Annotated in this window: 11 protein-coding genes; 9 read left to right on the forward strand and 2 right to left on the reverse strand. The window is 42.1% G+C overall.

What is annotated here, in order from left to right; all coding sequences use genetic code 11:
• Window positions 1–21: 21 nt before the first annotated feature.
• Window positions 22–3654: an FG-GAP-like repeat-containing protein gene (locus CHU_RS02625; RefSeq protein ID WP_011583933.1), complete on the reverse strand. Its 3633-nt coding sequence runs from the start codon at window positions 3652–3654 to the stop codon at window positions 22–24.
• A 42-nt stretch (window positions 3655–3696) separates the two neighbouring features.
• A complete protein-coding gene (locus tag CHU_RS02630; RefSeq protein ID WP_011583934.1) occupies window positions 3697–6795 on the reverse strand; it encodes a gliding motility-associated C-terminal domain-containing protein in 3099 nt (1032 codons plus the stop codon).
• Window positions 6796–7097: 302 nt separating this feature from the next.
• Between CHU_RS02630 and CHU_RS02635 the strand changes: the two genes are divergently transcribed.
• From CHU_RS02635 to CHU_RS02675, 9 genes are all read left to right on the forward strand, one after another.
• Window positions 7098–7904, forward strand: coding sequence for a M90 family metallopeptidase (locus tag CHU_RS02635; protein ID WP_011583935.1), 807 nt, complete (start codon window positions 7098–7100; stop codon window positions 7902–7904).
• 249 nt (window positions 7905–8153) lie between these two features.
• The gene (locus tag CHU_RS02640) at window positions 8154–8486 is read left to right on the forward strand and encodes a hypothetical protein (RefSeq protein ID WP_011583936.1); all 333 of its coding nucleotides are present in this window, start codon (window positions 8154–8156) and stop codon (window positions 8484–8486) included.
• Between the two features lie 80 nt (window positions 8487–8566).
• Window positions 8567–9523, forward strand: a complete 957-nt coding sequence (locus CHU_RS02645; RefSeq protein ID WP_011583937.1) for a sugar phosphate isomerase/epimerase family protein — start codon at window positions 8567–8569, stop codon at window positions 9521–9523.
• A gap of 295 nt (window positions 9524–9818) precedes the next feature.
• Complete coding sequence (locus tag CHU_RS02650; protein ID WP_011583938.1) at window positions 9819–10706, forward strand: S1 family peptidase; 888 nt, start codon at window positions 9819–9821, stop codon at window positions 10704–10706.
• A gap of 390 nt (window positions 10707–11096) precedes the next feature.
• A complete protein-coding gene (locus tag CHU_RS02655) occupies window positions 11097–11426 on the forward strand; it encodes a hypothetical protein (protein ID WP_143143960.1) in 330 nt (109 codons plus the stop codon).
• A gap of 118 nt (window positions 11427–11544) precedes the next feature.
• Complete coding sequence (locus tag CHU_RS02660) at window positions 11545–12660, forward strand: efflux RND transporter periplasmic adaptor subunit (RefSeq protein ID WP_041932147.1); 1116 nt, start codon at window positions 11545–11547, stop codon at window positions 12658–12660.
• A 52-nt stretch (window positions 12661–12712) separates the two neighbouring features.
• On the forward strand, window positions 12713–15859 hold the full coding sequence (locus CHU_RS02665; RefSeq protein WP_011583941.1) for an efflux RND transporter permease subunit: 3147 nt from the start codon (window positions 12713–12715) through the stop codon (window positions 15857–15859).
• Window positions 15860–15865: 6 nt separating this feature from the next.
• Window positions 15866–17356, forward strand: a complete 1491-nt coding sequence (locus CHU_RS02670; RefSeq protein WP_011583942.1) for a TolC family protein — start codon at window positions 15866–15868, stop codon at window positions 17354–17356.
• A 112-nt stretch (window positions 17357–17468) separates the two neighbouring features.
• A complete protein-coding gene (locus CHU_RS02675; protein WP_041932148.1) occupies window positions 17469–17801 on the forward strand; it encodes an ArsR/SmtB family transcription factor in 333 nt (110 codons plus the stop codon).

Raw genomic sequence — 17801 nt, forward strand, 5'->3', positions numbered from 1 at the left:
CAGTACACGTCCGGACAAGTATTATTTAATGATCTGAATGTATTGTTTTAATGCTCTGCCGCTGGCTTCTTCTTCATATACATAAAAGTATACACCAGGCTCAAGCACATCGCCTTTTTTGTCAACACCTTTCCAGTCGTTTTGATAGTTTGATGTTTCATACACTATGTTGCCGGTTTCATCGATGATGGTTAAGGAACTGGCGGAATGTAAGTTCGCGTAGGCAATGACCAAACCATCGTTTAGCCCGTCGTTGTTTGGCGTCATTACTTCGTTTGCTTTAAGTGCAGGTGTTGCCAGCAGTTCTTTTACAATGATGTACACATAGCCGGTTTCCGAGCGCACACCAGCAGAGTCTGTAACGGTATAGGCAAGTTTGCCTTCACCCAGAAAACCGCTGAAGGCACGGTATTCGAGATTGCCATGTATATCAATTAAAAAATTACCCATTGAAAGAGAATAATATTTATTCTGAATACCTGTATTTTCCAGGTCAATATCCGTTTTGGCAGGATCAATCGGACTTGTAACACCATAATCATTGGCTAAAATATTGATAAGGGTATCCTGGCCGATCGTGATCACAATGGTATCGGAAACTATTGCCGGACGCTGTGCCGTTGAGTGGATGGTAAGGATGTATTCACGGCTGAAAGCAGCGTAGTTTAACGTAGCCGGTATGCGTACTTCAACGGCTATCGTACCTTCCTTAAAAGGTATTATTGTTCCATCTTCTTTTATATTGGCTACATCTGTATTGCTGAGCTGTACGAATACAATCTTTGACGGAGTTACATCTGAATTGGTGGAAACAGTAATTTTAGCATTTGTTTCATTCAGTGTAATACCCGCAGTATTTAATTGCCCCGTTGTATTCGGGTTTGGAGAAATTTTGATATACGACTCCCACGTAGCGGCTCTGTATTTAGAAGTAGCAGCCTGCGTAACAATAACCGGAATGGAATCCGGTGTGCTTCTGCAGGTAATTTTATCTACCAGTCCGTTTGAAGCAATCGTTAAACAAAGGTCTGTAGCGCCTTTGACTTTATAGCTGAGCGATCCGGTACTTTGCGTAACAGCCTGCAGATAGAACGCATCAGCACCTACATTTTTATACACCGGATTCATCAGCAGGTTAGGCGATGCCAGGTCTTCAATAACAAATGTCAAAGGAGCTGTGGAACTGCATTTGCCTGCCTGCGAAGCAGTGATTGAAAATGTATAGCTGCCTACATTGGTACCCGCCGGTGTTCCTCTGAAGGTATTTCCCGCAAATGTGAAATCATTGGGAAGTGTGCCGGTGACGGTAAAAACAGGATTGGTGCTGCCTGCAACGGTAAATGCCTGCGTGTATAATCCACTGCCGGCAATTGCCCGGGTAAGCGAACTGGGTGTAATCGCAGGGGCCGGCTTTATGTATACAGATTTACTTCGGGTTACAGCACACCCTGCAGTTGTTTGTCCCGCTATAGTATATGTTACCGTTTGAACAGCCGTAGTTGTATTGGTAGGTGTGACCGCGGCATTGGCTGCTCCGTTGGCCGGGTTTGGCAGCCCGCTTGTATTGCTCCATACATAGGTAGAAAAGGTACCGTTGCTAATGGCTGGCTGAAAGACGACCTGCTCTCCGGAACAGATGGAGTCTTTGCTGTCTTTTTCAATCAGGGAGGCAACAAAACTGTACACGTTGATTTTTACACTGCTGCTGGCCGAACAGCCGTTTTTAGTTGCCGTAACCGTGTAGGTAAACACATTCATTTTCTCCGAAGGAAACGTTGGGTTCTGAGCTGTTTCAAGCGGCACAGGAAGTGTTTTGGGTGTTACGTTTGTGGTGGCGAGGTCCGGTTTTTTAATGTCAAATCTCGGCGACCAGGAATAGGCGGTACCTGCATCGGTGGTTGTGGTTGTTAACGTTGTACTGTCGCCCGGACAAAGATTGAGGTAGCTTGCACTGGCTGTAACTGCCGGTGCGGCATTAACGGCAAACGTAACCGGCGATAAGGCTGAGGTACAGGAACCATAGCTGACACGGGCATATAAGGTAGTAGACGGTGCAGCAACATAATCTTTGGGAATAATACGGTCGGCACCGGGTATGCTGTCCTTCCCGTTTGAGTCTTTGAACCAGCTGATGGTACCTTCCATGTTGTTGAGTGTTACCGGTGCAGCAGTGGCTTCGCAGACAGTGGCAACGCTGATGGAGGATGTGCCGAGTACAATAGATGAAGCTTTAATGTATGCGTAGATGTACGTTTTTTTCTGGTCAAATACAATCAGGTCCGGTTGCCCGTCCATATTGATGTCTCCGGAAGCAATGACTGTTTTTTCCCCGAATCCGGTTGAAAGCAACGAGGGATAAGATTGCAGATTGCCTGATCCGTCATTCGTGTAGAAAGCAATGTGATTGAGGCTTTTTTCATCCATGTAAACAGCTGCAATGTCGGTATTCCCATCGCTGTTGTAATCTCCGCCAACAAAAGAAACAGGGGCCTCTTTAAAATTTTTATCTTCAAACGTATATGAATTTCCTTCCCGGAATGCACTTAAACTACCGGGATGTGCCAGGATGAGATCTGTTTTTTCATTTTTGCTGAAATTACCGGCCAGCACGAGATTGGTGGCAACACTCGATATTTCAAAGGCTTTATTAAATCCTTCTGAACTTGCGTAATAATAGCCTTGACCACCATAAGTAAAGGCTATATCTTTTTTGCCGTCCAGATCAACATCGGCAATGGCTAAAGACGTAACCCCTTTTGAACTGCTGAGTGTTTTTTTTGTAGAATAATCAAAACCCGTAAACGCATTTTTTTGAATGATGGAAATGCTTTCATCGGGATCGCTGTTACCGGTGATGATGTCCATGATGCCGTCATCGTCTATGTCCGTTACAGCAACCTGTGCGGGAATAACCGTATTTTTGAAACCAACGGTAATGTGTGCCGCCGTACCAAACGAAGTACCGGTAGTACCCGGTAAAATGGTGATGCGGTTACCTGCACTATAACCAACAACAATATCCATAACCCCATCGGTGTTGAGGTCTGCTACAGCAAGAGAAGCCGGTACGGCAGTTGTGAGCAGCGTTGTTTCAAAGAATTTTTCAAAATTAACATTTGTTGGTGTTGAGCTGTTTTTATAAATGGAGATTCGGGAGTTATCGCTTAAGACCAGTAAGTCCGGTTTGCGGTCGCCGTTTACATCCGCGAGCGCGTGATATACAGGAGTAAATGTATTGGTGGCAATTATTTCTGCTACATTAAACTGCGGTGTTGTAAAATCACAGGGTGAAGCTTGCAGCACCTGAAAAAACTGTTCGCTGATGGCAGTACCTGTCGGCGAAACAACAACCGTGATGTGGTCATATGAAGCCCCTAACGGAACAGTAACTTTTATTTCCGTCTCCGATTGGCTGTAGATATTTGCGGGAATGGTGCCGAAAAATACTTTTGGTACCAGATTTTTGTAAACCAGGTTGTTACCGGAGATGGTTACAATTGTTTTACTTATGTCGCCGCTTAACGGCGCAATTTTATCGATGTGCGGAGTCTGGGCTTTTGTTTCAGCAGCATTCAGTAATAACAGTACACAAGCGGCAAGCAGCATCAGGTGATTTTTCACTAGCTGTTTCAGAATTTCGTTATATGGTTTCATAATGTGTACGGATAAAGTACGTAGCTTATTTTAAAAAGCATTCTATTGTGTTACGATTTGAATGTAATTACTCAGCTGGCGACCCGTATACTTTTCTTTGAAAATATAAAAGTATGTTCCGGATTCCAGCTTATTATTATTTTTATCAAACCCCTCCCAGTCATTCTGGTAATTTGTTCGTTCGTAAACTGTATTGCCCGCTTTGTCCATAACCGTCAGACTGTTTTCTTTATTCAGGTCGGTATAGGCAATAATCAAAGCATCGTTCAGGTTGTCGTTGTTGGGTGTCATCACTTCATTTGCTTTCAGATCCGGAAGTTTAAACGGAGGTTCTACCGTGATATACAGGTAGGCGGTTTCAGATGTGAGGCCATACTCGTCTGTAACGGTATAGGCTAATTTTTCAGTGCCTACAAATCCTTCAAACGTGCGGATATATAAATTCCCCTTAGGGTCTATATTGAATGTGCCGAAAGCGGTGGAATAATATTTATTTTGTATGCCGTTATTTTCGATATCAATATCTGTCAATGTAGGATTGATCGGGTCTGTAAGCCCGTAGTCATTTAATAGAATGTTAAATAGTGAATCCTGGCCAATTTGTAAAACAATTGTATCGTTAACAGCTATTGGAGCGTATTTTATTGGATATACAGTAAATGTATAAATTGAATCCAGGCCGGTATAATTATTTGTTGCCGGAATCCGAATCCGAACAGAAAAGGTACCCGTTCCGGAATATGTTGTTATGGTGCCGGTGTTGGTAACTGTTGCTACATCATAGCCGGATAGCTGAGTATATGTGATGACTCCATCAGAGGTTTTGTCAGTTGAAATACCGATTGTTTCATTTGGCAAAAAGCCGGTATTTTTGATTTTAAGTTTTGCTGGTGCGGGGTTAATGAAAAAGCTTGTGCTTACAGTTTCTGCTTTGTAGGTTCCTGTAGCAGCCTGTTTGGCAGTTACGGTGATAATGTTGTTTGGTGCAGGTCCTGCACATGTAATCTTTAGTGTATTATCAGGCAGTAAGGTAGCGCAGCCGCCGGTTGGTGATACTGTATAGGTAATGGATGTTGCTGTATTTTTAGTATAAGCAGAGAGTTGAAAATCTGTATCGCCGTAGGTTTTGGTGTTGATGGGATAAATGTACAGGTTAGGTGAAGCAGGTTCTACAATGGTGAGCGTGTATGCCTGGGTATAAGAGCATTGTGCGTAGCTGTACGTAACGGAAAAAGAATAACTTCCGCCGGTGGTTGGAGTGCCCGATACGATTCCGCCGCTTGTCATAGATATTCCCGGCACCGCATTTAAAGGGATCATGGAATAAGAGGCCCCCGTTCCTGTTATATTGGCTGTGATCGTTTGGCTGTACGGTTTATTTAAAGTACCGTATGGAAGAGCGGAAAGTGTAATCGCAGGCATGGTAACCGGTTTACCTGCAATGGGGCCTGTGGTAACAACCACATTGCCGTTGCAGCTTTGAGCAATGGTACCGTTGTTGGTCAGCGTACTTTTCGATTCTATTCTGCTGTTATCCGGAACGGTTACGGTAAACCCCGCATTTACGGTAATACTTTTTGCTATAACTGCGTTAAATGCCGGTGCCGTATAATTTCCTGCAAATACGGCATCCATGTTTTGATCGGGTGCGCCATCGCTCCAGCTGGAGCCGTTCCATACCGTTTCAGCTTTACGCACATCAATGGTATACTTGAGGGTTGTCTCGCAAGTGAAGGCATCACTCATTTTTAAGGTCATTTCATACGTAGCAATAGTTTGCGGAGTGCCATATATTAACACGGTACCCTCGGTGTTGGAAACAACATATGCGGAAAAATTTACTGAAGTAGAGGAGTAACTGGTCAGGGAATAAGGTGCCGTACCGTCAGCAACTTTCAGGTATGGCGGGTTATAAGCTCTGCCCACATATGCAGGCGGCAGGGTTGAGGAAGTAAAGGATATGGGCCTGCAGTCAAAGAGCGCAATGGAATTTTCGCTGTTCTGCAACGCAAATGTTGCTTTATAATCCGGGGTTGTATAGGTGGTTGCCTGTGTTTTCCAGCTGCTGGTAAAATTGTTGTTGTATACGGCAATTTTTGATGTTGCGGAAAGACTTGCGGCCGGGTTTACCGGATTGATCAGGGTAATACCTGTTGTCATGGCAAGATTGGAACTGATGTACCAGACACCCATGCCGTTATTAGGAATAGTGGCATTTACAGATGTATTGACAGCACCATACCTAACTCCATATATAATATTTGAAACATTACTGATGTTGTTGATTTCTACTGCTTCCATTCTGACAGCATCGCCAACCGGAAAGGTTTGGGTTGCTTCTGCAGAAATATTTTTCAGCATCCCCGTACCGTTGGTATAAACCCAGCCGCTGGTGTAAGTAATGCCGCTGTTTGGTCCGTTGTAGATCAGATCCTGGTTGTTTAACTGCAGCAGGTGATTTAAGCTAAGTGCCTTCGAAACTTTGGTTTCCATGCTAGCCATAAAGGGAGAAGGAGTCAATGATTTTATTCCGGTACCATCAATCACTAATTCGGAATAATTTGGTGAAGGAAATACGGTTTGGTTACCGCCGGCATACTGCACGATACTTCTGGCTATAGAGTTTGTAGTGCTGATGAAATTGTGCAGCGTATTACTGGCACCTTTTAGAATCAATTGCTGTTTTGTATTAAAACCAATAGGAGCATGCTGAATGCTTGAACCTTGGCCGCCTATGAGATTACCATTAACGGTAAGCGTTGTTGTATTTTCGCCAAAGTTAATAGTAGACATTGTGCCGTTGTTTTTATTTATTTCAAGATCACCGGTAATAACAACTTCAAATCCGGAAATGTTGAAGGTGCTGCCACTTTCAAGCCCCAGTGCTTTAAGAGTAATATTTTGGGTAAGGTCAATTACATGGCCGGATTGAATGATGCATGTTGCATTACCACCAAGTAGGTCACCAAAAGTGGGCTCAAACCCCGTCATGCCATATCGATCCGTACTCCAGTTACCTGGAATGTTGAAGTTTCCGTTTCCTTTGCTGTAGTAAGTATTTTGACCAAAAGTTAGTATTGAAAAAAAGAACAGTGAAAAGATGCAGGATAGCTTTACGAATAAATAAAATGTACGGTTCATATCTGAATATATATTATGCCATAAATTAAATTAACAGGACTTCTGATTTTTCAACGATGTTCAAAAAAATAAAATATATAACATATTATTGTCTTGTTATCAGCAGCCATAAGCCTGTTTATAACCGAAAAATCTACTTATAAACAGGGAGTTAAATATAATACATTTCTGGGAAATTGTATACTAAACAAACCTGTAATGGATTGCTGTTGAAACATCTATACACTATTTTTTTGCCGGAAAAACCTGCATTTCAATCAAAAAAGCCTTATCTTATTATAGTATGTATTAATTACCAGACTATGTTTCCAATCATTGTTATTGCCGTACTCTTATTCGGCTTATTATTTCTTTTCACGCAGAAAAAGAACAAAAAGGTTAAAATCGTTTTGGCGCAGCCCTTTCCGGAAGCATGGCATGCGTATCTGTTGCAGGAAGTGAAATTCTATGCAGAACTTTCTGCGGATGACCAGGTCCGTTTTCAGAATAAAGTAAAGAAATTCTTCAGCGATACAGCTATTACAGGTGTAAAGGATCTGGAGGTTACGGATGAACTGAAACTGCTGGTTGCTGCAAGCGCCATTATACCGGTATTTTTGTTTGATGGCTGGGAATATGTTAATCTTTCGGAAGTAATTATTTATGACGGTGCGGTTGAGCCAAATCAGACCAATGATGCGGAATCTGACGGCACCCTGCTCGGGCAGGTGCGTCCGCTGCAGACCCGCCATGTGATGCTTTTGTCCAAACAGTTTCTGGTACAGGGCTTCGAATCCATGAACGGAAAATCAAATGTAGGCATTCATGAATTTGCGCATCTGATCGATCAGGCAGACGGTACCTTCGACGGCATTCCGAAAGCCTTTATGCCCGAAGAGCTGCTGAAACCCTGGACAAAAGTAATGTATGCCGAGATTGAAAAAATTGCTGAAAACCGTTCCGATATTAATCCATACGCCTTAACAAACCACGCCGAATTTTTTGCCGTAGTATGTGAATATTTCTTTGAGAATCCGGAAAAATTTCAGGAAAAACATCCGCAGCTGTATGACCTGATGAATCAGATTTTTAAACGGGAGGAAGCTTTGACCGCGGATGGAATTGATTAAAATAATAAAATGATTGTTGTAGAGACGTAATTCTTTATTCCTGGGCGATGCCCAGGAATAAAGAATACATCTGTACCATGGTTTGTGGCTCCGCCGCGGCGGACATATCAGCTATCCTGTTCCGGTCTGTGTGTCACAGACCGGGGTTTAGGTTCTAAATCTCGACGACGTTTTAAACCCCGGCGAACTTCGTTTTCACTTTACAATTTAATTCGTACCTTAAATTTTCAAACCAAATAATTCATACCTATGGAATTTACAGAAGAACCCCTGGTAAATGTACTGGAAGTGCTCCGTAAGCGCGGTTATACAGAAGATTTTAATTTGCTGGAAGAATGTATTTCCTATAAAACAGACGGAAATGCCGTAGATATTTCAGACATGGTGATTGATAAGATCTACCGCTTTACCGGACTGAATGATGTAGAAGACGAAGCGATTCTGTATGCCATCACGTACAAAAAAGACAACGTAAAAGGTGTTATTGTAAATGGTTATGCAACCAATGCAGACAGCGGCACCAATAAAATTATTGACCAGATTCCGGTAGAAATTATCGAAGAAGACTGGCTGAAAAAATAACAGCATATAGTATATATACTTGCAGGCAATGCATGCCTGCTCTTTTTTACTGCCGGCATACCGTACAAATCCGTTTCTGAATGAACGCTAATACACGTCGTATCTTTATCAAGCAGTCGGCTATGGCTGCTGCAGGCATTGCTGCAACAGCGCTGCTGCCTTCTTTTTCCGTTTTTGCAGAAGAACAGAAAAAATTTGATTTTACTATTTCACTTGCACAATGGTCGCTGCATAAAGCCTTGTTCAGCGGGCAGATCAGCAACCTGGATTTTCCCGTAGTGGCCAGGCAGCAATACGGTTTTGAAGCCGTAGAATATGTAAATCAGTTTTTCAAAGACAAAGCAACAGACACTGTCTATCTGAATCAGCTGAAACAGCGCTGCAACGACAATGGTGTGAAGAGCGTACTGATCATGGTAGATCAGGAAGGGTTACTCGGAGATAAAAACGAAGCCGAAAGAGCCAAAGCGGTAGCGAATCATTACAAGTGGGTGGACGCATCCAAACACCTGGGCGGGCATGCCATCCGCGTAAATTTACATGGTGATGCAACGGCAGAAGAGTGGCACCGCTCATCTGTTAAAAGTTTGCGCGCCCTCGCTGAATATGCAGAGAAGATGGATATGACCATTCTTGCGGAGAACCACGGCACCTGGTCCTCTAACGCAGGCATGCTGGTTAAGGTGATACAGGAAGTGAATCACAAACGCTGCAAGACGATGGTTGATTTTGCAAACTTCTGCGTGCGCCGCGAAAAAGGAGACCTGTGGGAATCGCCGTGCGTGGACTGGTACGACAAATACAAAGGCGTAGAAGAATTGCTGCCGTATGCAAAAGGCGTAAGTGCAAAAACATTTGATTTTACAGCAAGCGGAGAAGAAAGCAATACAGATTTTACCCGTATGCTTAAGCTCGTAAAGGCCTCGGGCTACAAAGGGTATGTCGGCGTAGAGTATGAAGGTGAACGCTTAAGCGAAGACGAAGGAATCAAAGCAAGTAAGAAGCTGCTGGAAAGAATCAGAAAACAGTTAGCATAATGATCTAACATTCTTTAGATTTTAACCCAGTTATTGTTGTTCTTTTTATATGTTCTTTTGTCTTGATACAAAAGAACCAAAAAATCAAGGCTGATTTCAAATAAGCTAAAATTTTGGTTCATGGAGCTAACGCTGCAAAATCGTCCTGAAAAAGGACTAGTTGCAGCGTTCAAAAAGCTCCATGAACCAAAATTTCTTAACGCAATTTGAAATGAGGCCGTTGTTACCTGCTATTTTATCTGCGTGATTACAAATTATGTAAACCTAAGATGATTATATTATTTCAAACAAACATATGTTCATACAAGCAATAGAGCGCGTCTCTGCGTTTACCCGCCCGATCCACACCATACTCCGCACGTATAGCGGAAACCAGGTAATACCAGGCGCCGCTACCATTTTTTTTGTAAATGAACTGGGCTATGCCGTTACCTGTAAGCACGTGGTTGAAATGCTGCTGGCTTCAGAAAACATCAACGCTGCGTATACAGCATTTAAAACAGAAAAATCAAAACTGGTTCAGGATGGAAAATATAAAGCCAGTCTGAAAGGGCTGGAACTGAAATATGGTTTCAATCCCGAAGCCGTGATTCAGATGCGCAGCACCTTTGTGGATACGGTTGATACCATGTCGAGCTTTACCGTATACCTGCATCCGGCATTGGATCTGGCCATTCTTAAGATCAATGACTTCAGTAACATTTTATATTCCGATGTAGCTGTCTTTAAAAAAGACGGTGCACAGATCAAACAGGGAGAAATGCTTTGCCGCCTGGGTTTTCCGTTTCCGGAGTTTACCAATTATGCGTACAATCAGACAACGGATGACATAGAATGGAAAAACGAAGGCATTGCCCATTCCCCGCGCTTTCCGATAGAAGGTATGGTGACCCGGTTTTTAGCGGAGCAGTCGGGCATTTATGGCATTGAACTGAGCACGCCAGGGTTAAAAGGCCAAAGCGGCGGACCGCTCTTTAACAAACAAGGCATTGTATGCGGCATGCAGTTTTCTACCAAACACCTGCATTTGGGTTTTGATATCATCGATTCTGAAATGCTGATCCAGAATAAATTAAAGAAGGTTACCGATTATTCATTTATGCACCTGGGGCAGTGTATTCATGTAGATGCAATAAAAGCGTTTCTGGATGAACATAAGGTGAAATATTATGTAGAAGATTAAACACGATGAAAATTCTTTACTATAAAGATATGTATATGTACGCCTCAGCATGAAATTTAAAATGGAATTCCTGTTTTTAATAGCAATTAGTACACGAAACCGGGTTTATTAATATAATTTTTTATGGTTGGATATGTAGAAAATTTACACACATTCATTGATAAAACCCTATTGTATTATTCGAAAAATCCTATAAATGATACTTTTTAACGATTTATATTGTACTAATCTATTACAAATACAATTTTATTCTCGTAAATAATCATAATATTAAATCTGTGGTAATATTGTATTTATTGAAGAAATTGCTAAATTAGGGGTATTGTAAAAAAAATGTTGCGCCCCTTATTTACATATCTCTTAATACTAAATCTTTTTACCATTTCTCTTTTGAATGTTCGGGAAGAAGTGCCGGTATATGAATCGTGGCTTACAGCTAAAGAGCTTGTAAAAAAGGAATGCAGCTCTTTTTTTAAAGAACATAGTCTTTATCAGAAAGCTTCTCATACTTCTCACCCGGAGGATGCTGAAATGCTTGAGACTATGCCGCTGGAGTATGAAAATGAAATTGAGATCGAATCACATATTTTCGGAATCCCTTTTATATCCGAAATAACCTACACACATTTAAGTACCAGCATTCATGCCTATCATGGGTATGAATTATTGATCGTAAAAGTCCAGCATCAGGATATTTTTTCTCCGCCCCCAAACTGCTAACCCATCACTGCCTTGCTGCAGCAGTATGTTATTATAACCGTAGCGTATAATAACTTTTAAAACCCTTATCATTAACATTACTTAAACAGTGTTTAAGTGCTTAACTATTTATTATAAAATGACAAAGCTATTTGTTTATACAGGTCTGATTATTCAATTGGTTTCCCTGAGTTGTTCATTCGATAAAGAAAAAAAACAAAGCGAAAAATTCACCGTAACCCGTCCGATTATTATTGATACAGTGTATTACATTGATTATGTTTCAGATATCCACTCTGTTAAAAACGTTGAGATCAGATCGCGTGTAAAAGGATATGTTGAAAGCATTCTGGTAGATGAGGGCATGTCTGTGAAAAAAGGCCAGATCCTTTTCCGTATCAGTGACCAGGAATACAAAGAAGATTTATTAAAGGCAAAGGCGAATCTGAAAAATGCGATCGCTGAAGCAAAGTCTGCGGAACTGAACCTGCAGAATGTAAAAGTGCTGGTAGATAAAAATGTTGTATCCAGAACAGAACTGGATATGGCAACAGCAAAGCTGGATGCCCTGAATGCCAATATTGATGAGGCAAAATCGCATGAAGTGAGTGCTCAGCTTAAATTAGGTTTTACAGAAGTACGTGCTCCGTTTGACGGCATCATTGACCGTATTCCAAACAAAGCAGGCAGCTTAATTGACGAAGGTACGTTGCTGACAACCTTATCTGATAACAGCGAAGTATTTGCTTATTTTAATGTGTCAGAAAAAGAATACTTAGATTTTACATCAGACCGTTCCGGCTCATACAGCAAGTCTGTAAGCCTTATTTTAGCGAACAATGAAGAACATCCCTATAAAGGCCAGGTAGAAACAATAGAAGGCGAGTTTGATAATTCAACCGGAAGTATTGCCTTCCGCGCACGTTTCCCGAATCCGGATAAAGTATTGAAACACGGCTCAAGCGGTAAGATCCGTTTGAAAAGATCGGTGCAGAATGCGCTGGTGATTCCGCAGAAATCGACCTTTGAAATTCAGGACCGCATGTTTGTTTATGTAGTAAATCACGACAACGTTGTTGAGATGCGCGGCATACAGCCTAAATTGCGCATCCCGCATTTATATATTTTAGAATCGGGTATTACCGCGAATGATAAATTTATATACGAAGGCATTCAGGATGTAAGAGAAGGAGAAGAAATTGCGCCGGAGTTTGTTTCGCTCAAAGCAATTATCGCTCAGTTTGAAGCACACTAATTAACGTGCATGATTTATGAATCATATTCATTTTACCTCTTACTGATTTTATATGTTTAGTATATTTATTAACAGACCCGTTTTATCGATTGTAATATCGCTCATTATCGTTTTTTTAGGCGTGTTGTCGCTGGTACAATTGCCCGTTACCCAATATCCGGATATTGCACCGCCGGTAGTAGCTGTAACCACAAAGTATACAGGCGCAAGTGCTGAAGTATGCGCCAAAGCTGTTGTAACACCGCTGGAACGTGCCATCAACGGGGTGGCCGGCATGTCGTATATGACATCCGTTTCCGGTAACGACGGTACCAGTATTATACAGGTTTATTTTCAGGCCGGTGTTGATCCCGATCTGGCTTCGGTGAACGTGCAGAACCGTGTGACTGCCGTGCTCGAAGAAATGCCGGAAGAGGTTATCAAATCCGGTATCATCATTGAAAAGGAAGTCAACAGTATGCTGATGTACTTAAATATTTTAAGCTCAGATTCTACCATCGATGAAAAATTCCTCTATAATTTTGCCGATATAAATATTCTTGCGGAATTAAAACGGATCAATGGTGTGGGCTTTGCAGACATCATGGGGCAGCGGGAATATTCCATGCGTATCTGGCTGCGTCCGGATCGTATGACCGTGTATGATGTTTCAGCTGCTGATGTAATCCATTCACTGCGTGAACAGAACGTTGAAGCAGCACCGGGTAAAATAGGCGAAAGCTCCGGCCGCAAATCCCAATCACTGCAGTATGTAATACGGTATACCGGTAAGTTTACAAAAAAAGAACAGTATGAAAATATTGCGATCAAAGCCAGTGCCAACGGGCAGATTCTGCGTCTGAAAGATATTGCCGAGATTGAATTCGGCTCGCTGGATTACGACGTATTATCAAAAGAAAACGGCCGGCCTTCTGCCGCTATTATATTGAAACAGCGGCCGGGTTCCAATGCCAGTGAAGTGATTGAAAACATAAAATCCAAGATGGCAGAACTGAAAGCCACAAGCTTTCCGCCGGGCATGGAATATACCATCAGTTACGATGTATCGCGCTTTCTGGATGCTTCTATTCATGAGGTAATCAAGACGCTGATCGAAGCCTTTATTTTAGTTGCCATTGTAGTATTTATTTTCTTACAGGATTTTCGCTCTACCATTATTCCGATTATTGCCGTACCTGTTTCGCTGATCGGTACGTTCTTCTTTATGGATATGCTTGGTTTCTCCATCAACCTGCTTACCTTATTTGCCCTGGTATTGGCAATTGGTATTGTGGTAGATGACGCCATTGTGGTAGTTGAAGCTGTGCACGTAAAAATGGAAAAGTTTCATATGAATGCGCGTGAAGCTACACATGCATCTATGAAAGAGATCAGCGGTGCCATTATCGCAATCACCCTGGTTATGTCCGCCGTGTTTATCCCCGTAGCTTTTATGACTGGTCCCGTGGGTGTATTCTATCGCCAGTTCTCCATAACTATGGCCATTGCTATTGTAATCTCCGGGGTGAACGCGTTAACATTAACGCCGGCCTTGAGTGCCTTGTTATTAAAGTCTCACCACGGACAGAAAAAGAAAAACAATATTCTAACCAAGTCCTTTTACATTTTCAACAAAGGTTTTTATAACGTAACCTTCAAATACCAGCATTTACTTACACTGGTGGTAAACAGAAAGATTGTGACTTTCGGTCTGCTGTTATTTTTCCTTATTGGTATTAAAGGATTAAGTGTTGTATTGCCAACCGGCTTTATTCCTACGGAAGATCAGGGTACCATCTATGCAAGTGTAACGACACCATCCGGCGCTACGCTGGAGCGTACCGAATCGGTAGTGGATGCCATTGACCGCATTACCAGAGGCCTTGATGGAGTAGAATCTGTTTCGACTATGGCAGGATTTAACGTGATGACAGATGGTTCGGGTGCTACCTTCGGTATGGCCATGGTAAACCTGAAACCCTGGGAAGAACGTAAATCATCGGTTGATGAAATCATCGATTCGTTAACCATAAAAACAAAATACCTGAAGGATGCGTCGATCCAATTCTTTCCGCCGCCCGCTGTACCGGGTTATGGGAATGCCAGCGGTTTTGAATTCCGGATCCAGGACCGTTCCGGTACGGGGGATCTGCAGAAGTTGCAGCAGGTAACAGATAAATTTATTACAGAACTGAATAAGTGTAAACAGATTGATGAAGCGTTTACCAGTTTTGATGCAAGCTTCCCGCAATACCTGGTTAAAATTGATTATGATAAAGCGGCGCAGAAAGATGTAACGGTAAACAATGCCATGGATAACCTTCAATCGCTGATCGGAAGTTATTACGCAACAAACTTTATCCGTTTCGGACAGATGTATAAAGTAATGGTGCAGGCGCTTCCGAAGTACAGAGCGCAGCCGCAGGATATTTTGAAACTGTATGTGAAAAATAATAAAGGAGAAATGGTTCCGTATTCTGCATTCATTACCGTTGAACGTATTTATGGTCCGGAACAGTTAACGCGTCATAATATGTTTACTGCAGCTATGATAAACGGCGAGCCTGCTCCCGGCTACAGCAGCGGTGAAGCCATTGTTGCGATTAATGAAACAGCAGAAAAATTCCTGCCCAAAGGATATACCTTTGAATGGTCGGGCATGACGCGCGATGAGATTCTTTCCGGCAATCAGGTAACCGTTATCTTTATCGTCTGCCTGATTTTTGTGTATCTGATTCTTGCCGCACAATACGAAAGTTTTATTCTTCCCTTTGCCGTTATTCTGTCTTTGCCAACAGGTATTTTCGGCGCCTATTTATTGTTGTACCTGTTAGGCCTGCAGAATAATATTTATGCCCAGGTAGCACTGGTAATGCTTATTGGTTTGCTGGGTAAAAATGCCATTCTGATTATTGAGTTTGCCTTATTAAAACAGAAGGAAGGAAAAACACCCTACGAAGCCGCGATTGAAGGTGCAGCTGCCCGTTTCAGGCCAATCTTAATGACATCGTTTGCATTTGTTGCCGGTTTGATCCCGCTGATGATTGCAAGCGGCGCAGGGGCAATCGGTAACCGTACCATCGGTACAGCCGGTGCCGGCGGGATGTTCATTGGCACCATCCTGGGCCTGGTTATTATTCCGGGACTTTATGTAGTTTTTGCAACACTGGATCAGCGTTTTTCTACCAAAAAAGATCAGCAACTTAATTTAAATGTTTAAGAAAAAATGAAACGTTTAAACCTATTCATATATCTTGTTTTAGCAGGCTTGCTGTACACAAACTGTGTCAGTACAAAACAAACCCCACAGGCAGCAATGGCACCGCTTCCTTCAACATTTGCCGTTATCCCGGATTCGCTGAAGATGGCATCGGCAGGAGATTCAACAGCTGCAAAACAGAAAGAGGACTCGTCTACGGTAGCAGCTATAAACTGGAGAGAATACTTTAAAGATTCCACCCTGATAGGATTAATCGATACGGCACTGAAGAATAACCTGGATATTCAGGTGGCGTATCAGCGCATCCTGGTTGCGCGTGCCAACGTGAAGCGTACAAAAGGTGCTTCTGCTCCCTTTATATCCGGGGCTGTTTCGGCCGGACAACAGAACTATGGGGATTATACGCAGGAAGGTGTCGGTAATTACGATACCAACTTTTCACCGAATGTTACCGATGAGCAGCACATGTCGCCGGATTTAAGAGACCTGTATCTACGGTTGGAAACATCCTGGGAAGTGGATGCATGGGGTAAACTCAAAAACAAGCGCCGGGCAGCGAAAGCCAAATACCTCGCTTCGGTAGAAGGCAAGAACTGGGTGGTTACCAATATGATCGCAGAAATCGCAACAACGTTTTACGAATTGCTTGCGCTGGATTATGAACTATCCATCATTAACGAAACCATTATTTTACAGACAAATCAGTTATCAATTGTTGAAACACAGAAAGAAGCAGGCAGAGCCAATGAATTAGCTGTTAAGCAATTTGAGGCTCAGGTACTGCATTCAAAAGGGTTACAGATTGAAATCAGTCAGCGGATCGTTGAAGCGGAAAACAGGATCAATTATTTATTGGGAAGATTTCCGCAGCCGATAGAGCGGGATGTAAACCATTTCATCCTTACATCTCCGCAGCAGATAAGCGTTGGTATTCCTTCAAATTTATTAAGCAACAGGCCGGACATTAAACAGGCAGAGTATGAACTGAAAGCTTCAAAGGCAAATGTTAAAGCCGCTAAAGCTGCCTTCTATCCATCGTTGACAATTACCGGTGCATTAGGCTTCCGTTCGTTTAACCCAAATTATTTTATAACACCGCAGGCACTTGTAAATAATATTTTTGGCGGATTAGTTGCCCCCTTAGTAAATCAAAGTGCGATCAAGGCTTCATTCAGAACTGCAAAGGCGGAACAGGTAGAAGCAATGTACAACTACCAGAAAGCAATTCTGAACGGATATATCGAAGTGTATAATCAGATGGTATACATCAATAACCTGAACCGGATTTATGATTTAAAGGATCAGGAAGTTGCTGTATTGACAACATCCATAGAAACAGCTTCGGAATTGTTCCTTACCGGCCGTGCTACATATCTGGAAATTATTATTACACGTTCAGCAGCCTTGCAATCACGACTGGAGCTGATCAATATTAAGAAGAGACAGTTTAATTCTGTCGTGAATATATATAAAGCATTGGGTGGCGGCTGGAAATAATACGCTTTTTTAATACAGGCCATATAGTATAATTAAAACAGCCGGATAAAAAAAACCGGCTGTTTTTTTATTTCACTACTTTATCGTAATATTGCAATATAACGATAAAGTAGTGGGAGCATCTAAAACTGAAAATTTTACTGCCAGGCAGAATATGCTTGCTAATATGGCTAAAGCACTCGGGCATCCGGCGCGCATAGCTATTATTGAATATCTGTTAAAAGTGAATACCTGTATCTGCGGTGATATTGTAAATGAGCTTCCGCTGGCGCAGGCTACTGTTTCGCAGCATCTGAAAGAATTAAAAAATGCAGGGATAATAAAAGGTTCTATTGAAGGAACCGCTATCTGTTATTGCGTTGATGAAAAAGCGCTTAAGGTGTTACAGACCTTTTTTATAAATATATCCATTAAGCTGCAAAAGAAAAATAATTCCTGTTGCTAA

The organism is Cytophaga hutchinsonii ATCC 33406, assembly GCF_000014145.1.
GTDB classification, from domain to species: domain Bacteria; phylum Bacteroidota; class Bacteroidia; order Cytophagales; family Cytophagaceae; genus Cytophaga; species Cytophaga hutchinsonii.